Annotated in this window: 21 protein-coding genes, 1 tRNA gene and 1 pseudogene; 15 read left to right on the top strand and 8 right to left on the bottom strand. The window is 45.3% G+C overall.

Features of this window, described 5'->3' with window-relative positions; all coding sequences use genetic code 11:
- Positions 1-50: 50 nt before the first annotated feature.
- On the bottom strand, positions 51-1,052 hold the full coding sequence (locus ACZ5ZV_RS19425) for a hypothetical protein (protein WP_464118857.1): 1,002 nt from the start codon (positions 1,050-1,052) through the stop codon (positions 51-53).
- A 469-nt stretch (positions 1,053-1,521) separates the two neighbouring features.
- Between ACZ5ZV_RS19425 and ACZ5ZV_RS19430 the strand changes: the two genes are divergently transcribed.
- From ACZ5ZV_RS19430 to ACZ5ZV_RS19475, 10 genes and pseudogenes are all read left to right on the top strand, one after another.
- Positions 1,522-3,153 (top strand): hypothetical protein, encoded by a 1,632-nt coding sequence (locus ACZ5ZV_RS19430; protein WP_464118858.1) that lies wholly within the window; start codon positions 1,522-1,524, stop codon positions 3,151-3,153.
- A 223-nt stretch (positions 3,154-3,376) separates the two neighbouring features.
- Positions 3,377-3,787: a hypothetical protein gene (locus ACZ5ZV_RS19435; RefSeq protein WP_464118793.1), complete on the top strand. Its 411-nt coding sequence runs from the start codon at positions 3,377-3,379 to the stop codon at positions 3,785-3,787.
- Positions 3,778-4,191 (top strand): IS66 family insertion sequence element accessory protein TnpB, encoded by a 414-nt coding sequence (gene tnpB / locus ACZ5ZV_RS19440; RefSeq protein WP_464118794.1) that lies wholly within the window; start codon positions 3,778-3,780, stop codon positions 4,189-4,191. The genes ACZ5ZV_RS19435 and tnpB overlap by 10 nt, the downstream gene beginning before the upstream one ends.
- Entirely contained in the window at positions 4,191-5,747 is a 1,557-nt protein-coding gene (tnpC, locus tag ACZ5ZV_RS19445; protein ID WP_464118795.1) for an IS66 family transposase, read from the top strand. The genes tnpB and tnpC overlap by 1 nt, the downstream gene beginning before the upstream one ends.
- A 784-nt stretch (positions 5,748-6,531) precedes the next feature.
- Positions 6,532-7,353 (top strand): hypothetical protein, encoded by an 822-nt coding sequence (locus ACZ5ZV_RS19450; RefSeq protein WP_464118859.1) that lies wholly within the window; start codon positions 6,532-6,534, stop codon positions 7,351-7,353.
- A 29-nt stretch (positions 7,354-7,382) separates the two neighbouring features.
- Positions 7,383-7,949 carry an MbeB family mobilization protein gene (locus ACZ5ZV_RS19455; protein ID WP_464118860.1) on the top strand — a complete coding sequence of 189 codons (567 nt, stop codon included), beginning with the start codon at positions 7,383-7,385 and terminating at the stop codon, positions 7,947-7,949.
- Positions 7,950-7,959: 10 nt separating this feature from the next.
- Positions 7,960-8,187 carry a hypothetical protein gene (locus ACZ5ZV_RS19460; RefSeq protein WP_464118861.1) on the top strand — a complete coding sequence of 76 codons (228 nt, stop codon included), beginning with the start codon at positions 7,960-7,962 and terminating at the stop codon, positions 8,185-8,187.
- A 338-nt stretch (positions 8,188-8,525) separates the two neighbouring features.
- Positions 8,526-10,142: an IS21 family transposase gene (gene istA / locus ACZ5ZV_RS19465; protein WP_464117241.1), complete on the top strand. Its 1,617-nt coding sequence runs from the start codon at positions 8,526-8,528 to the stop codon at positions 10,140-10,142.
- Positions 10,143-10,156: 14 nt separating this feature from the next.
- Entirely contained in the window at positions 10,157-10,906 is a 750-nt protein-coding gene (istB, locus tag ACZ5ZV_RS19470; protein ID WP_464117240.1) for an IS21-like element helper ATPase IstB, read from the top strand.
- Between the two features lie 95 nt (positions 10,907-11,001).
- Positions 11,002-11,937 (top strand): annotated as a pseudogene (locus ACZ5ZV_RS19475) (recombinase family protein); the annotation flags it as partial.
- Between the two features lie 656 nt (positions 11,938-12,593).
- Here ACZ5ZV_RS19475 and ACZ5ZV_RS19480 read toward each other — a convergent pair.
- The 4 genes from ACZ5ZV_RS19480 to ACZ5ZV_RS19495 form a co-directional block, all read right to left on the bottom strand.
- Positions 12,594-12,669 (bottom strand) — tRNA-Val (locus tag ACZ5ZV_RS19480).
- Positions 12,670-12,735: 66 nt separating this feature from the next.
- Positions 12,736-13,293, bottom strand: a complete 558-nt coding sequence (locus ACZ5ZV_RS19485) for a hypothetical protein (RefSeq protein WP_464118862.1) — start codon at positions 13,291-13,293, stop codon at positions 12,736-12,738.
- A 9-nt stretch (positions 13,294-13,302) separates the two neighbouring features.
- Positions 13,303-14,406, bottom strand: a complete 1,104-nt coding sequence (locus tag ACZ5ZV_RS19490) for a winged helix-turn-helix domain-containing protein (protein ID WP_464118863.1) — start codon at positions 14,404-14,406, stop codon at positions 13,303-13,305.
- Between the two features lie 192 nt (positions 14,407-14,598).
- Positions 14,599-14,877, bottom strand: a complete 279-nt coding sequence (locus ACZ5ZV_RS19495; protein WP_464118864.1) for a YheU family protein — start codon at positions 14,875-14,877, stop codon at positions 14,599-14,601.
- 154 nt (positions 14,878-15,031) lie between these two features.
- Between ACZ5ZV_RS19495 and ACZ5ZV_RS19500 the strand changes: the two genes are divergently transcribed.
- Complete coding sequence (locus tag ACZ5ZV_RS19500; RefSeq protein ID WP_464118865.1) at positions 15,032-16,342, top strand: SUMF1/EgtB/PvdO family nonheme iron enzyme; 1,311 nt, start codon at positions 15,032-15,034, stop codon at positions 16,340-16,342.
- A gap of 124 nt (positions 16,343-16,466) precedes the next feature.
- A complete protein-coding gene (locus tag ACZ5ZV_RS19505; protein WP_464118866.1) occupies positions 16,467-17,288 on the top strand; it encodes a hypothetical protein in 822 nt (273 codons plus the stop codon).
- Positions 17,289-17,384: 96 nt separating this feature from the next.
- On the opposite strand, the gene lon is transcribed toward ACZ5ZV_RS19505, so the two are convergent.
- Positions 17,385-19,880, bottom strand: coding sequence for an endopeptidase La (gene lon / locus ACZ5ZV_RS19510; RefSeq protein ID WP_464118867.1), 2,496 nt, complete (start codon positions 19,878-19,880; stop codon positions 17,385-17,387).
- A 337-nt stretch (positions 19,881-20,217) separates the two neighbouring features.
- Here lon and ACZ5ZV_RS19515 point away from each other — a divergent pair, with 337 nt between their 5' ends.
- Both ACZ5ZV_RS19515 and ACZ5ZV_RS19520 read left to right on the top strand, forming a co-directional pair.
- On the top strand, positions 20,218-21,747 hold the full coding sequence (locus ACZ5ZV_RS19515) for a sensor histidine kinase (protein WP_464118868.1): 1,530 nt from the start codon (positions 20,218-20,220) through the stop codon (positions 21,745-21,747).
- On the top strand, positions 21,744-22,136 hold the full coding sequence (locus tag ACZ5ZV_RS19520; protein ID WP_464118869.1) for a response regulator: 393 nt from the start codon (positions 21,744-21,746) through the stop codon (positions 22,134-22,136). Before ACZ5ZV_RS19515 ends, ACZ5ZV_RS19520 begins: the two co-directional genes overlap by 4 nt.
- A 58-nt stretch (positions 22,137-22,194) precedes the next feature.
- Here ACZ5ZV_RS19520 and clpX read toward each other — a convergent pair whose 3' ends face one another.
- Together clpX and ACZ5ZV_RS19530 are read right to left on the bottom strand one after the other, a co-directional pair.
- The gene (clpX, locus tag ACZ5ZV_RS19525) at positions 22,195-23,487 is read right to left on the bottom strand and encodes an ATP-dependent Clp protease ATP-binding subunit ClpX (RefSeq protein WP_464118870.1); all 1,293 of its coding nucleotides are present in this window, start codon (positions 23,485-23,487) and stop codon (positions 22,195-22,197) included.
- A 6-nt stretch (positions 23,488-23,493) separates the two neighbouring features.
- Positions 23,494-24,132 carry an ATP-dependent Clp protease proteolytic subunit gene (locus ACZ5ZV_RS19530; RefSeq protein ID WP_464118871.1) on the bottom strand — a complete coding sequence of 213 codons (639 nt, stop codon included), beginning with the start codon at positions 24,130-24,132 and terminating at the stop codon, positions 23,494-23,496.
- A gap of 117 nt (positions 24,133-24,249) precedes the next feature.
- Between ACZ5ZV_RS19530 and ACZ5ZV_RS19535 the strand changes: the two genes are divergently transcribed.
- A complete protein-coding gene (locus ACZ5ZV_RS19535) occupies positions 24,250-25,752 on the top strand; it encodes a leucyl aminopeptidase (protein WP_464118872.1) in 1,503 nt (500 codons plus the stop codon).
- Positions 25,753-25,779 lie beyond the last annotated feature (27 nt).

Here is a 25,779-nt window from a genome sequence, read left to right on the forward strand (position 1 = left end):
TTTTTAGGTAGGGGCTTTAATTACACGAAGTTAAATGTACATTTTGTGAATCATTTTACGATTTCAATTTTAAAAATACCCATAAATGCATTTTTGAGGTCATCAATCTTAATGTTTGCTCCGTCGCTCCATCTTGAATTAGAACAGCTAATTTCGGGATAGTCGCCACCAGTAGTTTGATTTGAAAGAACTACATTCCATCCATAGTCTTTAAACTTATCAAACTCAAGGACAGATCCGTTTACGAGCTTGGTTTTATTGAGCGTGAAATGGCAAGAAGATGACAAATCATCAGCCGCTTTTTTATTTGCATTAAATAATTTTCCGTCTTGAAATTCTAAAGTCGAATCCATTAGAACAGAATCATCTACTAATAAAGTCATTTTAATCTTTGAGTGCAATTGAGCTATTTTTGGATTGCCCTCTTCATCGGACATAATTTTTAGACTAGAAGCAAAAAATTTTTGAGTTCTGTCGCAGGCACTAGCTAGAGACGTTGAGTCAAGATAACGTGGGAAAGCATCAGGAGCAACACAAGCCGAGTTGCCCATTTTACTTTTGAAATCATTGCAAAAAGCCAAAGCCATTCCAACATCTTGATGTGGCGAAGTACGGTAACTAAGTTCACGGGTCCTATAGTCAGCCTCTGCATAATATCTCAACACATCTTGACCGCAGAGAATCCTTTTGTACGAAGTGCTTTGCTCGCTATTAACTTTTTTAAAATCAGCAACCATGGCTTTCACGTCGGTACAAAACTTTTCGTTTGAAGGGGTGTTTTTTAAAGAAGCTATTAAATCTGCAACACTGGTTTTGCAAGACTGACTTTTGATAAGTTCTTGATAGTTATTACAAGCTATATTGACGTTCTCGATCTGTGCGCGAGTTAAAGAGACGGATATAGTTGTAGCTAGCCTATTAACCTCATTGGACGCATCGGTCGCTTCTTTTCTGCATACTTCAGCAGTATTGATCGGAGTGTCACTGTTTTTGTTGCAACCCGCAAATAGAGTTGAAGATAAAATTAAGCTCCCGAAAATAAGTTTTTTCATAATTGCCCCCAAGACGCACTTTGATTTAGAAAAAGCAATGTTAACCGATGAATTAAAAATAACCTATATCCAAAATTTCGACAGATAAAATCTACTGTATGAGCGCCTGTGGCAGACGGTAAGAGTTTGGAAAGAGCCGAGCAAAAAGAAATGTGACCTTGACGATTTTTGCTCAATTTGACTGAACTTATTATTCATGTTTTTCATTTGGTCCAAATTATAGTGCTTTTTAGTTCGACCGGCTTAATTTCGTTTTTAAGTCGAAATTAGGCCTTGAGCTAAAAGGTCCATTCAAAACTGACGGCATTATGCCAAGGTCACATTGGATTTTATTCGCCAATGCTCTGCGAGCTCCGCCATTTAGAAATGAAATTTAAAAATGTAAAAGTTTCACCATCGTCTAAATCATAACAGTTGATGCGCAGATTTGCTTTTGATACAGTCCCCTCCTTACTCAGGAGAGATCGCGATGACACATAATAACTCACTACTCTTATTTTTCGTAATTCAGTTAACGCTTAGCGCCTGCGCTAATAACTCAGATCATGTAGCCACTTCATCGCCAGTCGAAATCGTCGCAAAACAAGATTCGAACAGTAAGACTGGGTCACAAAATACGCCTGATAAATCTGCAAACAATAACGATGATTTGCGACCAGCTGGCCAGGTTCAGTTTAAAGAATTAGCCGTTGTGAAAGACAACCAACTTACCAATAGCTGGATTACCAACAGTGGCGTATTTTTTAGCAATGGTGATGCTGGCCGTGGAATTTTGAAATATATTTCATTTGCAGATTCGAAAATTTCGCAAGTGATGCTGAGAGATCCTTTGCTTCCAGAAGAATACAAATCGCTATCACACAATGAATTTATGAGTTCAGATGGCAAAGTTTTGACAACTATTGTTCCTTCCAAAAACCGTTTCAGGATCTACATCTATAATTTGAATGCAAATGGAGACTCTTTTGCCCCTGAATCAAAATTGCTCTTTGATGAAAGATATTACAGTTATTCAGGATTTAGTCCATCATCAACGGATGGAAAATATATTTTATTTAGCTACGTTGGTGAACACGGTCAAACGTACAAAATTCTGAACACGACTGATAAAACCATTCAAAATATTTTTGACCAGAATGACCTTGATAGTTCTTCTCAATTGATAATGAGTCAGTTTATTCCTAATACGCATCATATAGTTGTTGGTATTCATGATTCAAAACAACCGAGTAGGTATGCTATTAAATATCAGTTTTGGGATATCGATCAAAACAAAATAATACTTGAACTGCCAGCATCAAATTATCAAGCAGGCTCTGTGGCGAACGGATATTTTGCTGCATACGATGCTGCAACTCGTGAAATTGTTAGCGTTGACCTGCAGAATTATTCGGTGAAACGCTTTCCAGCACGTATCGAACTAAGTGCTATTGTGAGTGGTGTCTCGCTGGCCTCATCTGGAAAGTACGCATTAATTAGATATAAACGAGAGTACATGCCTGGCATTTATCACCCCGCACATGTAATCCGGGTCCGCAAGCTATTAAACGATGATAGTTATGAAATAGATATACCTCAAGATCCCATATATAACGATCCAGGCTTTAATTTCACTGGCGGATTGGATTCAGTTTTTTCGCCCGACGGAAGGCTGATCTTAGATGAAAGGTCGATCAAAAAAGATGGCAAATGGATTAGCGCTTTTGATTTTGATAATGTTGAAGATAGGAAAACCGTATCTCAGTTTCCAAGCTTTCAAGCTTCGGGTAATTATAATTGTACGTCGAGATGCTTCTTAGAACTAACGAAGATCACTTATTCGCCAGACTCTCGCTTTGTTGTTTTGAATTACCTGTACGGATCTGTTACAAACGGCATTCCAACAATTGGCAAAGATACCACCTTTTATTCACATCTTGAGGGATTTGCACATCAAGTTGTGGAAGTTATGACAGGAAAGTTGGTTCATGAGTCATTCACATCCTATGATTCTAAACTGGGAGTGCCAGATTTCTCTAATCGCCCTCATGTGGAATTCTTTGGAAAAAATAATTTATTGGTTCGAGATCATAGTGGTTTGGTCGTCTATACATATTTATGAATTAATTTTTTGCGGCCAAAAACCCTCCGAATCCATTCAAATTAAAATCAGTAAACCCCGCGCGAAAGTACCGGGGTTTTTCATTTGTTCACATAAATATACTTTTCCGAGCAAAAATATTTTGAACTTGGTTGTGGCTTAAATTGGATTTCATGGAAGCATCCGTAACCACTGCATAAAACGCGTCTAGGAACTGAAATCAATATCCAGCATGCTGCGATTCATGAAAACACAGCGTGCGAACCAACTAATAGAAGAAATCCAAGAGCTGACTCGGCAATATCATTCCGAAGTGAGCTCCGTCAGAAAACCTTGGCCGAAATCCATAAAGTCCAGAATCCAAGAATTATTTGCCCTGGATGTACCAGTTAAAGCAACAGCCCAACAAATCGACATCCCCTATGCAACTATTATGTCGTGGCGATTGAAGCCCAAGAAAAATATTAAATCTGACTTTCATGCATTAACAGTCCAACCAGGTCCAACTGTCACAGTTGGACCTTCATTAGAAGAAAAAACTAATCTGGGTCTAACTGTGACGGTTAGAACTCCAGAAGGATATATTTTAGAGATACCAGAATCTATTGCCGTAAAAACCATCCTTGAACTTCAGCGAGGTAAATCATGTTTTTAGACCGCAAGGGGCTTCGGGCATTTGTATATCGCGAAAGTATCGACATGCGGTGTGGTTTTGAAAGATTACATTCTTTATGTGTCCATCAAATGCAGGCGATTATGGATCAGGGACATGTGTATTTGTTCTTCGGGAAAAACCGTAAGCGCATCAAAGCTATTTTCTATGATGGGACAGGGCTGGTACTGATTTCAAAACGTATGGAAAAAGGGAACTTTATGTCTTTGGCCGAACTATTGGGGCGATCGGAGGTCAGTTTGTCAGAATTAAAGCTGATTTTCCACGGAAGTGTGATCAGAACACCTATTGTTGACCGCTCTATGGCAGCTTTAGCGCCACAAATCCCAGTGACGCAAAGGGAAGCTGTTGATCTTCCGCAAGGGTTTTTACAAACTCCCGGCTGATGGATGAAAGAACTCGAAAAATTATTGAAAGCGAAAAAGATCCCCGCATATTGCAGGCACTTCTGTCGCAAGCTCTCGAGTTCATTGCACAGCAAAAACTATTAGTTGCCAAACTTCAAGAGGAGCAAGCGCTTAGCCTGCAGTCTAAATTCAACCTAGATGAGCGTATAAAGCTGCTCCGTAGAAGTATTTTTGGTAAATCCACTGAAAAACGAGCTGAAGCCACAGATCGTCCTCGTGACAAAAGCCAAACCGAGGCTATGTTATTCAGCCAAGCGGCGTTCCCTGCTGAAGTGTCACGTGAAGAGCAAAAGAAAAATAAATGGTCAGGTTTACCTAGCTGCGAAGTTGCGCACCATCTTTCAGATGACGAACTTAATGAAGAAGCAAAACTTCGTGGTATCGACAATCCACATCCATCAATGTGGAAAAATACGGGTCTTTATGATGAATCTTTTCAAATACAAATCATTGAAAGATCCTATGTCAAAGAAATCCACAAGAAGTATAAATATAAACTGGATCCAAAGTTCATTCCAGACTCAGATAAAGAAGTTATTATCACTGCCAATGGCCCTTCGGGCCTATTGCCAGGAATGAACTATTCAACTGACTTTGTTATCAGTGTTGTGGCTGATAAATATATCAGCCACATGCCCTTAGAAAGACAGACCCGAGAAATGGAATCGCTGGGTTTAAAAGGGATCCAAAATAGTACTCTCTCAAGATTGTCTGGACTTGCAGCTGCTAGTCTTGAACCTGTACAAGCTGAAATTCTCAAAGAATTGAAATCAAGCGATCTTGCCTTACACCTGGATGAAACCCCTTGGAAAATCCAAGATAAGACTGAAAAAGATGGCTACATGTGGGTGGTAAGCAATCGTTACGGTAGTCATTATTGTTTTAAGCCCACCAGATCAGGACAAGTTGTTAAGGATTTTTTGAGTGGATACAGTGGACCTGTCGTTACTGATGGTTATGTTGGATACAACATACTAGCGAAATTAGAAATTCCCCAAGCATTCTGTTGGGCACATGCACGCAGAGAATTTATAAAAATTGAAGACCACGATCCAACAGTAAAACCAATCTTAGATGATATTGATCGATTATTTGAAATTGAAAGAGAGGCTTCCTCTTTTGAAGACCTTTTGCGGCTACGAAAAGAGAAAAGTCAGTTGATTACCGAGGGTCTTCATAAAAATCTCATAGGAGAGTACTCAAATTCACGCCCTGGCAGTCAGAAAAGAAAGGCTATAGAGTATCTCACAGAAAGGTGGGCCGGATTTATGTTGTTCTTAAATGATAACCGTATTCCTCTTTCAAACAATGAGGCCGAACGTACGATCCGTCATGCTGTAGTCGGAAGAAAGAATTATTACGGATCTGGAAATCACGCTGGCGCAGATACCGCCGCCACACTTTTCACTGTAATTGAATCTTGTAAAAAGAATGACCTTGATCCGCGAAGTTATTTGTCGATGGCTCTGCATTTAGTCGCTGCGGGAAAAGCTCCGCCCACGCCATTGGCACATGCTCGGGCTCTTCGTCAATAGCGCGTATTACGCAGGGTTCACAAGCATCCAACATATTTTGAGTGGTGCAAAAAACAATTGGTCCATTTGTCCGTTTAATTTGATTTGAGGCGACCACCCAGCACCTTATAGAGGGCAATACTATACGCCCGACATACTATGAAAGGATTCGAAGTTTTGAGATTCAAGAAACCTGTAATCTTTTCAATTTCAAATTTAGATTTTGCGGGGTGCTGATTTTCAGTCTATTCTGCATACAGAAGTCAAACGTGTATCAAAATTTTGAAATTCACAGTTTGCATCAGTACCAAGTCTCCTAATTTAAAATAGACACGAAATTCAAAACCGAAACCACTCTAAGAATGGGATTTCGCTCAGTCACAGGAAAAAATATTTATTTTTTTCTTCGTGACTTTTTGCATTTGAATTCAGACGCGTCGCCATTTTTTAACCCTAAAACCAAAGGAGGTTTTTGCCCATAAAAACTGAAGCTCATCGGGCGTGAGCTGATCGCACATTCAAATCCAACATAGAAAGACTTTTGTCTTTCAACCAAACTTAATGGCTCAAATTTTAGAGCCAAATAAAAAGTCTCATGATTCTGCGGCCACAAATGTTCCCAGTCAGGATCACTTTTTAATTCAACAGACACAAACGTTTTACCTTTAGAAAAAGGAAAGGAAATTTTATGAGTCGAAGAAATTCGAAAAGGACTTCTTTTATCAAAAGAAAGTTCAAACGCACATCAAACCGTAAACTCAGCATATACGACATCCTGGTTCTTGATTTTTTGTGGACCTGGAAGGTGGCCAATTTTGCCATGCTGGTTCAAGTTGGGTACGCGAAAAAATCGCCGTGGTGGGCGTATAAGGCGATTCGCCAATTGCAAAAAGAAAAATACATTCAAAGCCTTCCTCGTGGCAAATACCTGGATCACGAAGTCTTTGCACTAACCAGCCTTGGCTTTGAAGTGGTGCTGATGGACCGCGATGATATTGTTGAATATCGCTACAAACCCCATGCGCCAGCCCATGACTACTTTGCGACATGCCTACAGCTAGGCGAGCTGTGGCAAAGCAATTGGGATAAAGTGTTTTTCACCGAGCAGATGCTGTCATCGCTGCGGAGATCAAATTTTCCAAAGGACTATGTTCGGGATGAAGGCCATGTGCCTGATGGCATAACGACATTATCATTTGGATTGAAACAGATCAGCTTTGGCATCGAGGTGGACTTGAACCTGAAGGACGCTGACCGATACGGGACGACGTTTCGGTATTATGGAAACCTGCATGACATACACTTTGTCTTTTGGCTAGTTCGTAATGACTGGATGTATGATAAGATCAGCCAGTTCTACAAGAGCAGTTACGTTCAAAAAGATTTTGCGGACTTTCAGTTTATTCGTTTGGATGATTTCAAAAAAGATTTTTGGAATACCAAAATCATTCACGGTAAATTCAAGGGTCATAGTATTTGCAAAGTCTATGAAAACGCTATGCAAAGCCTAGGCAAATCGGCAGCAAGTCTTGGGCAAAATTCAAATCGAGAGATTTTTTTAAAATCGACGAAAAGTCCACAAATATCAACACCTTCTAAGTCTTGCGATGAAACAAAAATTCTTTAACACCCTACGGGTTAAGGGGGAATATATTTATGAAAAACGATAATCAAAACATCATGGCTATTGGTGGAATCCTAGCTGTTATTATCTTTGTTGGTCTTTGTGTGAAGATGATTACAAAGATCATGGAACATCTTTACAGAGCATTTTATGTGTTCAAATTCATGCTGCATGAATTCTTTCTGGTGGCGGTTGAATTTTTAAAAATTGTTCTGATGATCGCTGGAATCAGCGGAATTGTTTTTGCCGCCATTTACTTCTCGTACCGATATTATAAAATGGTCAGACGTGGAACTGCGATGCAGGAAACGTTTGATAACAATTATATAAGTTTTGTCCGTGAGGTTAAAAATCAATTGTTAGCCCATGAAAAGGCAATTCGGTCGCAGCTCAATGAAATGGATCAAAAAATCAGTGATGCCATTGATCGGCCCGTGCTTGTTCCTGAAAAAATTGAATTGGTTGCTGAATCAGAAAATGTTTCGGCCGCAACTGAAATTGCAGCAGGCAATCAAAGCAATTCGAAATCAACCGAGCCAATCATCGAACCGAATGAACAAAGCAACAAGAGCCCGCAAGACTTTATAAATCCGTATTAGGAGGTCGTTTATGGCAAAGCCTAAAAACTGGCAGCCAAAATCAATCCTAACCAAAAAGCAAAAGGTCAGTTCAGAACGCTTCGAGCAATTACTTGCTGAAATGGGCGAAGTTTTATATAAAAGACTTCGCCAGCAAGCCAGTGGTGTAAAAACCACTGGCTCTTTAAATTCCACTGAACCTACAGCTTTAAGTGTTTCTGGGTTGGATAAATCCACAACTAAAAAGGTAGGTGCTTAAATGAAAAAACAAATTAAAAACCACACTGGTTATAAAATCGGGATCTATGTTCGGGTTTCAACTGAGGAGCAGGCGGAAAATCCGGAGGGGTCGATTAAATCACAAGAACACCGATTGCGGGAATTTGTAAAACACAAAAACTCGTTTGAGTCTGTCCAATCCCACGTAGTTTGACCGGTTTCAAGGGGGGCAAATCCCACGTAAGTGGACCGGCTTTGGGGGAAGTAAATCCCACCTAATTTGACCGGGCAATTGCTTACGTTTTCAGCACATTTTCTCCATCTGATCCCATGCGCTAAGCTGCTGGTTTAACAACCAGACTACAGCAAGGAATACGCATGCGGAAACTCAGAAAAAAGGACTTGGAGAAAATCACAGTGGACCGAAAAATCGTCGAAGGCCTTCGCGAAGGACACTCACTCACCGCACTGACTAAATCAACTGGTAAAGGCAAAGGTTACGTCATAAAAATCCGCGACCAGGCGATAGAGCATGGCTATGTAGCCGTCGCAAACCCAGAGAAGAAAATCTACTGCAAAACCTCAAAAGAAATCCCACCTTACCCAGAGGCGCTGTTTCCGCTGCGCGATGGTCGCAGCGAGAAGGCCATTGAAACGGATGCCATCTTAGATCCCAAGCGCGAATGGATCAAGGAGCGCATTGAACTTGGCTGGAGTCCGCAAAGTATTTTTGAAGAGCTTCCGCTCTCTGTCCCGCGATCTAACTTCTACCGCTACATTCACCGCCACAAACTTATGCGATCCGCACCTGCGCGCAATGTGATGGAGCTTGTTCACTCACCGGGGGAATGTCTGCAGGTGGACTGGGGAAAGCTCTTTGACGTCGTCGATCCTGTCACAAAAAAGAAAAAAACAATTTGGATTTTCGTTGGCGTTCTTGGGCATTCTCGTTACGAGATGGCCCGAGTTGTAGAGAAACTCGACTTTGAAACAACTGCCGAAGTTTTAATAAGCATGTTTGAGGAACTTGGCGGAGTCCCTCGTAAAGTGACTTCTGATAATCCCAAAGTCTTTGTTCATGAGGCATCAAAGCACGAGCCGACGTTGAACCCGGCCTTTGAAAGACTGGCCTCGCACTACGGGTTCGTTGTCGAGGCATTGCCGCCTTATTCTCCAGAGAAAAAAGGCAAAGTGGAGCGAATGGTTCCAATGAAGCGTCGCCTTTTTGAATCCTACGATAAGTCCCAATATTCACTGAGCGGCGCACAGTCACACATGAATAAAAAGATGAGTATCGCCAATGAGAGAAAGCACGGGACTCACCTACAAAAACCTTTGGATGTGTTTCTTAACGATGAAGCCTCGTTGTTAAAGCCTCTTCCTTTATTACGCTACGAAGTGGAAACCATCACTCGCTCAACAGTGAGGTCTGATGGTTATGTTCGCTTTGCAAACAAGTACTACCGAGTAGACACAAGACTCAAAGGCGAAATAGCTTTGGTGATTGGTAATTCAGTTCAAGTAAGTATCTACTGCAACGGTCGACTGTTAGAAGTTTACGAGCGCATCCAAGATAAATTCACAAGTAAAGCCTGTAAAGATCATTACAAGGAGTCTTGGGAGAAGACTCTTCAAGATCATGGTCACTATCTGAAGCAAGCAAAAATTATCGGCGTCAATGTTGAGCGCTTTGTAGGAATTATTTTGGCTCGAGGCGAAGGTTTTGTTGATACACGCAGCGTATGGGGTCTTCTGACGCTGAACAAGAAGTACAGCAATGCCGACATCGACAAGGCCTGCCTTTCAGCGCTGGAGTTATCACAGGTAAATTTAAAAACAGTTCATCAACTATTGAATATTATGGCAAAGCCAAAACCCAAAGCTCCTCGTCATGAGGAGGTTTTATCCGCGCAGACGGTGGGAGGTAAGTTTGCGCGCGACATGAGTGAGTATAAAAACCATTTACGTCTGGTTCATAGCAACCAGGCCCACTGAAAGGAAAGACAGTTATGACAATAGATGTGATACGCGATCAGTTAAAGCAGTTACGAATGCCCGCGGCATCCGCAGAGATCGAGGGTTTAGTTCAAAAAGGAAAACGCAGCCAGGATCTTAAGTGGCTCAGTGAGCTTCTATCCACGGAATTAGATGCAAGGGCAGATAACGCCGTAGAAAAAAGGATTAAGAAAGCGGAGTTCCCAGAGCGAAGAAGCTTTGAGCAGTTCAATTGGGATTTCAATAAAAAACTCCCGCGCGAAAAAATCGAGGATCTGAAAGATTTAAAGTTTATCGAGAACAACGAAATTGCATTGTTTTTGGGAAGTCCCGGCACGGGCAAGAGTCATCTTGCGATTGCTCTTGGGATGAGCGCTGCGCAGGCTGGTCACAGTGTTTTTTGTACGAGTGTAAAAAGACTTGGGACAAAGATCCGTAAAGCGCGCGAGAACAATAAGCTCGATGTTTTATTCAAACAAATTCTAACATCAAAGCTATGGATCTTGGATGACTGGGGCGTCGTAACAATGCCACGAGACGTGAGTGAGGAGATCTTCGATTTATTTGATCGACGCAAGCACAATTCGGCTATGATCTTAACCAGCAACCGCGACGTTGAAGAATGGCCACAAGTTTTTACCGATCCGATCCTGGCAAGTGCTGCCATCGACAGGATGTTCGAGAATGCCCATATTTGCATTTTTGAAGGCCCCAGTCACCGCATGAAGGGACGAATAACTTTCAACGATATTGACAGCGAGTAGAAAGACCAATAAACCCTCAAAAATCAGGTGGTCAAAGTATCTGAAACGAACCCGGTCAAACTAAGTGAAACGGAACATTTGAGTCATTCGGCGAAATAGTTGAGTTTTATTGCGATGCGGGGATTTCTGCGAAGGACACGAATAGACCTGCATTTCAAAGAATGATGGATGATGTTCGCAGTAAAAAAATCAACATGATCCTCATCACTGAATTATCACGGTTAACAAGATCCATAAGAGATTTTGCAAACTTGGTTGAAATGCTCGATCAATTGGAATGTCAGATTTATTCATTAAAAGACCAATTTGATTCGTCAACTGCTGTGGGATCGTTTTCAATGTTTTTAATGGCGAATCTAGCGCAATTTGAGCGAAAGCAAATTGGCGAAAGGATTTCGGCGAACTTTTTATCCAGAGCCAAACGCGGCCTTTATAACGGCGGCAGTGTGCCACTGGGTTATAAAGTCAGCGGTAATCGTGATGGCAGGCTTGAAGTGGTTCCAGCTGAAGCCGAAACAGTCAGAGAAATTTTTAAAACATTTTTGTCTGAAGGGACTTTGTCGTCTGCCACAAAAACTCTGAATAAAAAGAAAGTTCATCTTGTTCGTCGCAAGGAAGGCGGCGGACAACCCAGAACTGGTGTTGTGATGCTTGAAACACTTTATAAGATGCTTACCAACCCCGTTTATATTGGCGTTAGAGTTTATAAAGAAAATGGCAAAGAGCAATCGGTCAAAGCCCAGTGGGAACCTATTGTTAATGAAGAAATTTTTAAACGCGTCGGTGAAATATTGAAGAAAAATAAATCCAGAAAAAAGGCATCGCCCAAAAGATGGCCGTATTTGCTTTCTGGATCACTTTTTTGTCAATGTGGCCATCGCATGTCCGGAAAATCGGCCCACGGTAACGGTGGAAAGATTGCTTATTATGACCATGCGTGGACTGCTAAGATTGAAAATGTAACCGATCAGAAATCAAAGCGCTGTGATCCGCAGAGGGTTTTGGCTGAAAAGCTAGAGCCACTTGTTTGGAAAGCTGTGAAAGATTTTTTGTTGGTTCCAGAATTTTTCACTGAGATTTTACTGGAGGCCCAAGCCCAGAGCGAAATCAACACACCAAAGCAGGACATCGAACGAAAGCAAAACAAGATCTATGAAATCAATATGCAGCTTGATGCCTTGTCAGAGCGTTTGGGGTTATTGCCAAAGTCCGTGAACCCAAAGCATGTCTTTGATCAAATGGAGCGGCTTTCAGTGCAAAAGGATGGCTTGGAAAAAGAGGTCAGTGAACTAAAACGAAATAACGAACGGGAAAATGTTGCGGTTGGAATGGCTGATTTTAATCAGTTTAAGGCTGTGATTGTGGATTTATTGGAGAATGAAAATGACCCAGTGGTGAAAACCACGATCATTCAAAAGATGGTTCACAAAATTGTTGTGAAGACCGATGAGGTTGAGATTTATTTTTATGTTGGGGAAAAGTACTATAAACGGGAGCTTGCGATCGCAGGCTCCCGTATGTTGCCGTCGGTGGCTCCGGATACCTTTAACGGCGCTCTAAACGCAGCCGCGCCAGAAAAAAGACGCACCTCGGCCCTCCCTGTTTTTCACGGGAACCCGAAGACATCCGAAATTTTAAATTTAAAACCGAACTTTTTTTATGACGCTGGTTCGAACAGCTTGAAAATTGGTAGGGAATGCCGGATTCGAACCGACGACATCCACCTTGTAAGGGTGGCGCTCTACCAACTGAGCTAATTCCCTATCGTCTTGAGAGGACCATTTCTAGCAATGGTCCGCCCCTTAAGCAATATCTTTTTTAATAAAATGCTATTTTTTTATGTCCTCGAAGCAGATTTTTTGGCTCAAGGTGGCTGAAATCTTCACAGTTTGCATGTGAACCATTTCATCCGTACCCCCACGCTCCAAAGTGCCGATGGAAAGGACCATAACTTCGTCCATAGGCATGCCCTGCAGCGGCGGTACCGGGGAATCTTTTTGGCTGATGGCCGTCATTTGAACGCGGTAAATAGCCCCACCCTTGCTGGTCATTTGCGCCAAAACCTTCAAATGATTCTCATGGCCCACCCCTGTCGCCAGGACTTTGCAGGTTTCACCGTCAAACTGCTTCACCTGAAGCTGACGAACACCCGTGGACTTCTGACGAACCACCTTCAAGGCGAAGTAGGAAACGTAGTCCCCTTGCTCGACTTTCCAGATGCCCTGGATGTCTTGCCATGGGAATGGCTGCGCCAAGTGGAACGGCCATGGAACCCAACGGTCGTCACTGGCTGGCATGATATGTTCTTCGACTTTGGCATGAGCCCCTACAGAGTAAGCCATGCTGGATAAAGTCACCAAAGTTGCGATCAAAATTTTGCTCAACATGAATCCCCCCTAGTGCTCGAAATGAACTCGAGCCGCTTTATTCATGTAATATCCATTTTTGGCTCTAAAGATATACTTAGGCTTTTCATAATCCGGTTCAATCAGCTTACGCAGACGTTTGATGGTTACGTAAATCTTATTGTCGTGGATGGCAGGATCATACGGCTGCTTCCACACATTCTCAACCAAGAATTCCTTGGAATAGATCTGCCCCTGATTTTGTACGAACAAACGCAGCAAATCCAAAAGGATAAACTGGTTTTTGAAGTCAATTCGACCCAGTTTCTTCTCGATAACCGAGTGATTGGCCTCATCAAATATGAGGTCAAAATTAGTTTGAGTCTCGCCGCCGATTTTTTCGGCAAGATTTTTCACCATGCGTGCCAGACGTTTGTGGTTTTCACCATCAACAGATCTTTGCGCCAAAGTGATGTATGTGCGAGCCATGTCCTTGTCGCCGATTTCAAAGTACGTGTCGGCCAAGGCACCCATCAGGTAGTTGGACATAACCACGTTGCGAGTCTCACGAACGATGTCGTAAGCCTTCCACAAAACCTCGATGGCTTCGTCATACTTTTTCATCTGCTTCAAGATGTCGGCATTCAGGAACAAAGAAGACGCCTGAAGATCCGGCATCTGGTAAACCTGGAAGAAGACCTGAAGATTGTAGATCTCTTTCAAAGCATCGGAATAGCGCGCAGAAGACGGATGTGAATAGCACATCGCCAAACCAAAAATCGCGTGACAGATATCTTCTTTGTTGTCGGATGCAAGAGCGATCGCCAGGGCCTTTTGGAGATAGTCCATAGCGGTGTCGATCTGGCCTTTGTAGGAAGCACAAACTGCGAGTGTGTAGTAGGTTTTGGAATTAAGCTCAAAGCCCTCTTTAAGAACCAGATCCTGAAGCTTTTCTTTGGCCAGGTTGATTTCTTCAAATTGCTCGCGCTCAGCATAGATGCGCAGAAGCAGATTGATGCACTTCAAGTATTGAGAGAAATTCTTCTCGGCAAAGAAAGCTTTTGTCGCTTCCTGAAGATTGTCCACGGCAGGCGTGAACTCTCCTCGGTCGTAATAAAGCTTGCCGAGCTCGAAAGCACGATCAGTTGGGTTCATAAGTTCCTAAAACTCCAAAACAAAAAACAAATTACTCGCAGGGGACAGGTTTTTACAGATTGTCAGGAATACGTCAATGCAAGACGCGGACGGTTGCTCACAAAATAGGCATACTGAGAATTGATTTCAGGAATGTAATGAGCGCCCGCAACACAAAGTGATTATTCTGCGGTGTGAGAGACGAAAAAAACGCTAGGAGAGCGGTTTTCCGGCCTTCTGGAAGCGCTTCCATTCTTGTTCGGTCATCAGCGTGACAGATTCTGTATTGGGATCAAAAACAATGCGGACATGGCCTTTTTCAATCTGCTTTTGCAGCTGTTGCACCTTGGTTTCATGGGCCACCTCATTCACTCCGTAGTCCGTGCCCTCACGCTGAATGAAGTTTTCGATCACCCCACGCAAAGCCGCATCACTCAGATCATCTTTTGAAACTTCAATCGGCGGGGCCGGATCTTGCGAATTTTCTCTCATACTTTCTTCCTAGCTGGTTCTCGGCCAATGACTGGGTTGGGTTATAACAAACGAGGCCCAAAGACGAGTTCTTACTTTTAACATAAGGAATTTTCCAAAGTAGGTCAAAAATCAGTGAAGATTATATAAAACCACAACTTGTGAGGACTCCGAAATGCCGAAACTGCGCGTGTGTTTGCTTTGCCTGGCTTTAACGACATTCTTAGCTTCTTGCTCCCAGTCTTCTTCGGGAAAGAAAACCTCGCCAGACAATCAGTCCTCGGAAAACCCTCCCCAAACAACACCACCGACAGAGTCACCTAGTCCGGAGCCAACTCCGGAACAGCCTGCTCCTGCTCCTGCTCCTGCGCCGGAAGAACCGACTCCTACTCCTATGCCCGAAGAACCAACGCCAGCACCGATTCCAGCGCCACCACAACCTGTTCCCGCGCCAGAAGAGCCAGGACCTACTCCACCCACGCCGGAAGAACCAGCACCAGCGCCGACACCGGCTCCTACTCCGGCTCCAACACCTACACCCGAAGAGCCTGCTCCAAGTCCAAGTCCAACGCCGACTCCGCAGCCAGTTCCGGAAGAGCCCGCTCCTGCTCCGACACCGGAGGAGCCGGCGCCGACACCAACTCCAGAGCCAACTCCAGAGCCAACTCCAGAGCCAACTCCAGAGCCAACTCCAGAGCCCATTGGGGTTTGTCCAGATGGGTATGAAAAAGTTGCGGCCAACTCCGTCGTAAAAACAGAGGCCTATTGTATCGCGAAGTTTGAGATGAAAAAGGTCTCTGGCAAAGCCGTTTCCCAAGCCGCCGGAAAGCCCTGGTTGGCAAACAAAGCCACCGCACAAGAAGCTTGTGCTGCTTTAGGAGCCGATTACCGCTTGCCTACCAATGCCGAGTGGAATGCGGCGGCCCTGGAAATCTATGACAACGCAGAAAACTGGGTCGATCACAAAAAGAACAACACACTTTACACAGGATTCTACTCCGGCTGGACCGAGCCAGTTGAAGTCAAGGACGTCACCAATCCTTACGATGGCACCGGCAAGAAAAAAGGCGAAGAGCGCAGAACGTTTGTCCTAAATAGCGGCGCGATCATCTGGGATTTCGGTGGCAATGCCTGGGAATGGGTCAGTGACACGATCTATGGAAGCTCGTACACGCCGGATCTTTCCAGCCACTACGGCCGTCGGTATCACAACAACAATTGGGACGTAAAACCTGGCTCCCAGCAGCTCTTTGATTTCACCGGCATGACCGACGCCGGAAAGAAAGACACCTACATGGGGAATCTGTTCGGGGGCAGCACCGGAAAAGTCATTCGTGGAGGCGCCGTCTGCATCCACTCCAAAGGAGTGACGGGCATCTTTGCCGCGAACATCGGCGACATCACGGCTGATGATCTGCAAGCCCCAGCGTCGTGGAATCTGAAAATGAACAACATCGGCTTCCGCTGTGTGACCCGGCCTAAATAGTCCCTGACCAGAATATCGACAGCCCTGCAAAGCCCTCCTCAAACAGAGTGAGGGCTTTTTCATTTTTATGACGGCATCTGATTTGCTCCCTACACAGCCGAATTCAACTAGTAAGGAGTGTTCCATGAGATTACAGAATATCGCACGTATCACATCTGCCATTCTCACTGTTTCCAGTCTTTGGACTTCCCCAACGGAGGCCAAAGAAGCGCCCACCTCCAAAAAAGAATACTGTGCGATGAACAGCCAAGACTATAAAGACCTTTTGATGAAGACAGAGAATCATCTGGCCTTTGTAAATCAAGGGGGCATCGGCGGTCAGGGCGTGTGCTGGTGGCACTCGATGTTCACACGAAACGCCACGTATCTGGCAATCTATCGCCCGGAGCTGCCTCGCCCCACACGCTCGGAAGCCCTTCAGATTATCAAGGACATTTCTGCCAACCGGGGTGTGGTTGATATCCCAGGGTTTAGAAATCTGGAAGAGTTTTCTGCCGTTCACCGAGATCAAATTCAGACTGAGCTGAACGCCGGCCAAATCGTCGATGGTGGCATTCTGTTTGGTTGGGTTCGTGGAGTCACAGGGAAGCATTCCGTGCCGGCCCAGCAGCTTGAAAGCATGATGAACAATCTTTACAGCGAAGTGCGCAGCGGTCGGGTGGCCTATCAAATGCTGCAAATCGAAGGCATCATGGCCCACGCCTGGCTGGTGGTGGATATGAAAAGGGACGGCGATGGATTTATTCTCTCGGTATTAGACAGCAACTATCGCGACATTCAAACCGTCCAATATCGGCGCGGCATGACCTCTTTGCAGGAATACGGCTCTGTCCCCTACACCAGCCGCAATGCCGTTGATTATCAAGGCTACAAAAACGCTAAATCCCTGTACTGCAAACGCAACATCAACGCCAAAGACCTGCGCGACCTGATCGACAAACGCTAAACCTACAGTCACTTCAAAAGCAAAGGGCCGATATTTCTACCGGCCCTTTTGCATTCGAATCTCGTCAAACTTTCAATCTTTAATTTCCAACCACTCTTAGTGGTGGTGTACCGACTGACCCGTGTACTGAGCTTTGATTCCGAACTCGCGCTCCTTTTGAATCTTGAACAATTCTTTTGGAGACTTGATGTCCAGAGCATTGATCAGAACCTGATCCACATGGTCCACCAGGATCACTTTCAGATCCTTCATGACATCCTTAGGGATGTCCTTCAGATCTTTTTCGTTCTCCTTAGGGCAGATGATCAGCTTGATGCCACCGCGGTGAGCAGCAAGGATCTTCTCTTTCAGACCACCGATGGCCATCACACGTCCACGCAATGAAACTTCACCCGTCATCGCCACCGTGCGCTTCACAGGGACTTTCATGATCGCTGACACGATGGAAGTCGTCAGTGCGATACCTGCAGAAGGACCGTCCTTAGGAACTGCACCCTCTGGCAAGTGGATGTGCACGTCGATGTTCGAGAAGTATTCTTTGTCCAAACCGAACAAAGGACCTCTGGATCGAACATAGCTCATCGCCGCCGCACAGGATTCTTTCATCACGTCACCCAGCTGACCCGTCACAGTGAACTTGCCTTTACCAGGCACCACGCTCACCTCGACAGCCAGAAGGTCACCGCCCACTTCCGTCCAAGCCATACCGTTCGTCAGACCGATTTCGTTTTCAGTCTCGATCATACCGAACTTGTACTTGTGCGGACCCAGAAGCTCGACCAGTTTCTGCGGAGTAACCACATAACCTTCGTTCTTCTTCGTGGATGTCTTCGCTCCTTTAGCGCCTTTTTTGGCTGCCACAGCTTTTTTATCTGTTTTAGCTTCGGCTTTGAATGTTTCCAAAGTTTCGTTCATCACGATGTCTTTGGCGACTTTACGAGCCACGTTTGCAAACTGTCTTTCCAGGTTACGAACGCCCGCTTCACGAGTGTAGTAGCGGATCACATCGCGGATGGTGTCATCCTTGATGGTGACTTTGTAGTCTTTCAAGCCGTGGTTTTCCAACTGCTTCGGAACCAGATAGTTCTTCGCAATGTGGAATTTCTCCTGCTCGATATAACCTTCAAGATTGATGATCTCCATACGATCCAAAAGAGGTCTTGGAATCGTGTGCAAGGAGTTCGCTGTCGCGATAAACATCACTTTAGAAAGGTCATATTCAAGCTCCAGGTAGTGATCCTGGAAATTGCTGTTCTGCTCTGGGTCCAAAACCTCAAGCATCGCCGCCGCCGGGTCACCTCGGAAGTCATTGGCCATTTTGTCAATTTCATCCAGAAGAACCAGTGGATTACCTTTGTCCACTTTGCGCAGGGCTTGCAGGATTTTACCTGGCATCGCACCTACGTAGGTTTTTCTGTGACCGCGAATTTCCGCTTCGTCACGCACGCCACCCAAAGAGATACGCGCAAACGGACGATTCAAAGATTCCGCGATGGATCTAGCCAAGGAAGTTTTACCCACCCCTGGAGGACCCGCAAGGCACAAGATAGGCCCTTTCATATCTTTGGAGATGGACAAGACTGCCAGGTATTCCAAGATACGGTCTTTGACTTTTTCCAGACCCCAGTGGTCTTCATCAAGAATGCGCTGAGCATTTTTGATGTCATGTTTTTCTTCTGTGTAATCAGCCCATGGCAAAGACAGAACCCAGTCGATGTAGTTGCGAACCACAGTCGCTTCCGCAGACATCGGTGACATCATTTTGAGCTTTTTAATCTCTTTCATGACCTTGTCTTTGGCTTCCTGGCTCATCTTCTTGTTCTTGGTTTTGATCTCAAGATCTTGAAGCTCTGCCTGGTAGTCGTCTTTTTCGCCAAGTTCCTTCTGGATCGCCTGCATTTGTTCATTCAGATAGTACTCTTTCTGAGAGCGCTCCATCTGTTTCTTCACGCGCGTGCGGATCTTCTTTTCCACTTCAAGGATTTCGATCTCGCCCGTCATCAGGTTCAGAAGGTGTTCCAGACGTTTGGAAGGATCTATGATCTCCAATACAGTTTGCTTGTCTTCCAGTTTCAGATTCAATTGAGCGACGATGATATCCGCAAGCTCACCCGGATTTTCGATGGTGGAAACACGCATCAAAATCTCTGGCGGGATACGCTTGTTCAGTTTCACGTAGGTCTCGAACGTTCCCTTGACGGAGCGAACCAAGGCCTGCGCTTCAACGATATTCGTAGGATCTTCATCAAGGGCCTCAACAGCCACTGTGAAGAAGTTGTCGTTGTTTACGAAATTCTTAATCTTTACGCGACGTTTGCCTTCCACCAGAACTTTCACAGTTCCATCTGGCAAACGAAGTAATTGGATGATCGTTCCAACAGTACCGATAGCAAAGATGTCTTTGGGTTCGGGATTATTGGTTTTGGCGTCTTTTTGAGCGGCCAAAACGATGTCGGTTTGTTTGCTCATCGCCTCTTCAAGAGCGTTGATGCTCTTTTCACGACCGACAAACAAAGGCATCATCATATGCGGAAAAATGATGAGGTCTCTTAGGGGCAAAAGTGGTAGTTGTTGTACTTTTCCCTCGCTCATATCCTCTCCCTCCCTGTGGGTTAACGAGCAGGCTCGCTCCTACTTAGAACCGAACCAAATCTGCATCGGTTAAAAGATCCATCTCAAACCATGAGCAAATTCTTATACTCAGTCTAACGATGTGTATGATTGCTGGGAAGTAAATATATTGCAGAAAAAATGACTTCTGGTCCTGGCAGCGAGTCCAATTTGCCCTTAAAATAGGCATCTTAAGCACACCTAATGCTAACCGATAATTATTCTAATAAGTGTTGGAAATTGAGAATCTTTCCTAATTGTAATTCCAGGGCCCAACATTTTGATACCCTTTTAGTCCATTTGGTTCGATAAGTGCTATGTGACACCCAGAGACAGCAAAAGATGGTTAAGCACCAACTCGCTTTCCCTCAAGCTCCTTATAGCGACTTGGGCGGTCAGCTCGTTTGCGACACTGATTCTTACCGCATTCCAACTTATCATGGACTATCAAAGAGATTTTGATAAGTTGCAGAACAATTTTACCATCATCAAGAACTCTTACCTTGATTCCATGGCCGAGCATCTGTGGTCATATGACACTAGACTTCTCGAAATTCAGCTCGATGGTCTGGGTCGCCTTCAAGGTGTAAGTTATCTGCGTCTGGTGGCTGACAATAAAACCATCTATGAAACTGGGAAATCTGATCCGACCGAAGAAAGTCACAAACGCTTTGATATCTATCACAAAAACACCAACGAGGTTCTGGGTGCGTTGGATGTCGAGTTGGACGTCAAAAGCCTGCGTGAAAAATACTTCCAGGAAGCGATTTGGATCTTCGTTCGTCAGGCTGCTAAAACCGCGGTCGTGGTATTGTTCCTGTACTTCATCTTCAACCGCATTCTGGTCGTTCATATCCAGCATATTGCCGGATACTTGAGTGAGAATCGTGGGCGTGACGCCAAAGATCTGGAGCTGAAACGCCGACCGCACAAAGGACAGGATGAGCTGGATGTTTTGGTCGAATCCATCAATCTGTTCCGATCTGAGCTATTAGAGGCCAATCAAAAACTTGAAAGTTTGAATCAGGCCTTGGAACAAAAAGTGGCGGAAAGAACCCGCCAGTTGACGACCAAGAATGAAAGCCTTGAAAAGGCCATGCTGCAGATCAAGCGCATGCAGGCCACTTTGGTCGCCCAGGAGCGCCTGGCCTCGTTGGGAAGCCTGACGGCCAGCGTGGCACACGAGATTCGCAACCCCCTGAACTTTGTTTTGAACTTCTCCGAACTTCTGACGGACTCTGAAAATCTGGAAGAAATCAGAGAGATCAGCCGTGTGATCCTAAAACACAGCCAACGCATCGATCAGATCGTGCGCTCGATGCAAATTCTTTCGGGTTATGACAGTGATGTACTGGAAACGGCGGATCTGAACGAAGTCGTCAAGAAAGCCTATCAGGATACAATCACGACTCGATCACTGGGATCCAGCTATGTGCCCCCAAAGGTCACCTACCGCCTGGGTGAATCCATTCACGTGCCGGTCTATACGGCATCCCTGCTGCGGGCGCTTTCCAACATTATCGACAACTCTATTCATGCCTTGGAAAAGAAAGTTCGCAGCAATAAGAACTTTGAGCCGGAACTCATATTGTCCACAGTCGTCCGCGGTGATTCTGTTGAAATCATCATCCGCGACAATGGTGTGGGGATCCCGACAATTTTGGGTGAAAAAATCTTTGATCCTTTCCTAACGACAAAATCGGCCGGTGAAGGGGCTGGACTCGGACTGACTGTTGCGTTTAATATTGCCCAGAAACACGGCGGCACTTTAAAATACAACAGCGAGTTCGGGCAATGGACAGAATTTATCATGTCCCTGCCCCTTATACACGAGAGACCGAATTCATGATCCATATTGTGATAGTCGACGATGAGGCAGACACACATCTGCTTTACAAGCTGAAGTTCAAAAAGTTGTTCGCCCATTGGGGTGAATTGAACCTGGTATCGTTCCTGAACGCACAGGATTGTCTGGATTACCTTAAAAACCCTGCAAATCAGCAAGTGGATCTGATTCTTTCCGACATCAATATGCCCGGCATGGATGGCTTTGAGCTCCTCAAAGAGGTTCATGGAATGCACTTGCAGATGCCCTTTTACATGGTCAGCGCCTATGAGTCCTCTGAGTTCCGCACTAAAGCCGAATCTTTGGGGGCCACCCGCTTCCTGAGCAAACCCGTGGACTTTCACCGACTGGGCGAAGCTGTGCGCCAGGATCTGAATCTTTCCGAACAATAAAAAAAGCCCCAGGTTCCCCTGAGGCTTCTGAATTTCTTTTCTTCCAAAAAGCTCTGTCCTATGCAGAGCTTTTCTTTTTTGCTTCCTCTTCAGCCTGAATTTCCTCATCCGTTTTATAGACAAGCATCGGCTGAGCGCCTTCGTTAATCACGTTTTCATCGATGACCACTTCCTTCACATTTGTTTTGGAAGGAATGTCGTACATCACATCCAGCATCGCTGTTTCGATCACACCACGCAGACCACGGGCACCGGTTTTACGTTTCAGAGCCATCTGAGCCACTGCACGCAAAGCTTTGTCCGTGAACTTCAACTCAACACCTTCATAGCTGAACAGCTTCTGGTATTGCTTGATGATCGCATTCTTAGGACGCACCAGGATGTCGAGCAAAGCTTCTTCATCCAATGGGGCCAGAACCGCAATCGCCGGCAAACGACCGATGAACTCCGGGATCAAACCGAACTTGGAAAGGTCATCCGGCTCCACTTTGGAAAGCAGATTGGCGCTCTTTTCCACTTCTTCGGACGTGCGGATGTCCGCCGCGATACCCATGGTTTTGTTCGTCGTTCTTTGTTCGATGATCTTATCCAAGCCTACGAACGCCCCACCCACGATGAAAAGGATGTTCGTCGTATCCACCTGGATGAATTCCTGCTGAGGATGTTTACGGCCGCCCTTTGGAGGCAGATTCGCCACGGTGCCCTCGAGGATTTTCAGCAACGCCTGCTGCACACCCTCACCACTCACGTCACGTGTGATGGATGGGTTTTCAGACTTTCTGGAGATCTTGTCGATCTCGTCCACGTAGATCACGCCTTTTTGCGCTTTTTCCACGTCATAGTCAGAAGCCTGAAGCAGGTTCAACACCACGTTTTCAACGTCTTCACCGACATAACCGGCTTCCGTCAAAGTCGTCGCATCGGCCATCGCAAATGGCACATTCAAAACCTTGGCAATTGTCTGAGCCAACAATGTCTTACCGGAACCTGTCGGACCAATCAGAAGAATGTTGGATTTTTGCATTTCAACGTCAGTGGACTTTTTACCCTGAGCCATCGCGTTCACACGCTTGTAGTGATTGTGAACCGCTACCGCCAGAGTTTTCTTGGCCTGTGTCTGACCGATCACATAGTCATCAAGGTAAGTTTTGATATCGGCTGGTTTTGGAACTTTGAAGGTCCCCTTGACCGCCGTCTCTCTTTCCTTTTCCTCGTCAATGATGTCATTGCAAAGATCAATACACTCGTCGCAGATATAGACGCCAGGACCGGCGATCAATTTCTTGACCTCTTTTTGGCCCTTGCCACAGAAACTGCATCTCAAAGCACCGTTGGTATCTTTCGTCGTCATCTGCTCTTATCCTTTTTTTGCCTTACGGGATTCAACCACATGGTCAAGCAAACCGAATTCCTTCGCCTGATATGGATCCATGAAGTTATCGCGTTCCATAGCTGCTCTCAAGGTCTCGTAATCTTTGCCAGTGTGTGTCTCATAGATACGAGTCAATTTCTCTTTTGTCTTAACCAGTTCTTTCGCGTGGATTTCGATATCAGTGACCTGACCGGACAAACCGCCACCGGACAACAATGGTTGGTGGATCATGATGCGAGTGTTCGGCAGGCTGTAACGCATGCCCTTTGTTCCCGCCGTCAGCAACAACGAACCCATGCTCGCAGCCATCCCCATACAGTAGGTCGCCACGTCACATTTTACGAACTGCATAATGTCGTAGATCGCCAGGCCCGCAGACACGCTGCCCCCGGGGGAGTTGATATACAAATGGATCGGCTTTTCAGGGTTGTCCACTTCCAGGAACAGGAACTGTGCGATGATAGCGTTGGCCACCTCGTCTGTCACTGCCGTACCCAGAATCACGATACGGTCTTTAAGTAGTCGGGAGTAGATGTCATAGGATCTTTCACCCTTTGAGGTTTGCTCGATGACGTAAGGAATGAGTGCCACTGCTGTCTCCTGTGGTTGTGATTGAGGTGTCATTCTGTGCTACCTATCGGAATACTGGCGCAGGACTTTATCAAAAAGCCTTTGACCCTTAAAACTGCTGTGCTACATCTAGTAACGCACAACAAAACCGAATAATTTTAAGGGGTTTTTATGGCTTTCAACTTGCTCAACAAAGACATCGACACATTGACCTGCCCGGCTTTGGTCGTGTTTTCCAAGTCTTCTTCTCAAAAAGACAAGCTCGCAAAAGTGACTCATTCTGAGCTTCACAAAGCTTTGCTTCCATCTTTGGAAGAAAAAACAATCACAGGCAAACACCAAGAAGCGGTTGTTTTCCGTGAATTCAGCTTCAAGGGCTTCCGCCACATCATCGTGGTGGGTCTTGGCAAAGAAAATGAAATCACTCACGAATCCGTTCGCCAATCCATGGCTTCTGCTTATGAAGCAATCAAAGGTTTGAACGTGACTGAAGCCGCTGTTCATTTCGATGGCATTGCTTCCGGCAAAAAAGACGCTGCTGACTTTGCAAAAGCAACCGCAGAAGGTCTGATCCTGACTTCCTACGTTTTCAACGAATTGATGTCCGGCAAAAAAGACACTAAAGAAATCAACGTGCATGTTGCTTCCAAATTGGGTAACGACAAAGCCGTCAAAGCTGCTTTCAACGAAGGCACAATCCTGGGCTCTGTGGTGAATTTCTCCCGCCGCTTGGGTGATATGCCAGGCAATTTGATGACTCCGACGATCCTGGCAGACTCTGCAGTTGAAGGTGCCAAAGGCATTGCCAATCTGAAAGTGACTGTTTGGGACAAAGCTCGTATTAAAAAAGAAAAAATGGGCGGCCTTCTGGGCGTTTCCAACGGCTCTGATCAAGAGCCTCGCTTCATCATCATGGAATACAAAGGGGCTGCGGCTTCCAAAAAGCCAGTGTGCTTCGTGGGTAAAGGTCTGACCTTTGACTGCGGTGGTATTTCTATCAAGCCAGGCGCTGGCATGGAAGAAATGAAGTTCGACATGTGCGGAGGCGCGAACGTTATCGGCACCCTGCTTGCGATCGCAAAATTGAAATTGAAAATCAACGCCGTAGGCCTTGTGGCATCCACTGAAAATCTGATCAACGGTTCTGCGACAAAACCAGGCGACGTTCACACTGCTCGCAATGGCAAAACATTCGAAGTGAACAACACCGATGCGGAAGGTCGTTTGATCCTGGCGGATGCTCTTTCTTACGCTACTGAGCTTGAGCCACAAGTGATCGTCGATGCTGCCACTTTGACAGGCGCCATGGTGATTGCTTTGGGTAACACTCACACTGGTTACTTCACTCGCAACTCTGCTTTGAAAACGAAAGTTGAAAAAGCCGCTGTTCAATCCGGTGAATGGGTTTGGAACATGCCTTTGACGGACTTCCACGTAAAAGACATGAAGGGCACCTATGCAGACCTTTCCAACATCTCTTCCGGTAAAGGCGCAGGTTCTGCAACGGCAGCCGCCTTCCTTGAGCAGTTCGTGGGCGAAGGCATTCCTTGGGCGCACTTCGATATCGCGGGCACTGGCTGGGCTGTAGGCAACCGTTTGCCTTATTGCCCTAAAAAAGGGGCTTCCGGTGCGATGATTCGTACTTTCGTTGAAATTGCGAAGCAGTACACTTAGTCTCACCTGAGCTAAAAACAAAAATCC

It is taken from the genome of Bdellovibrio sp. HAGR004 (assembly GCF_055397015.1).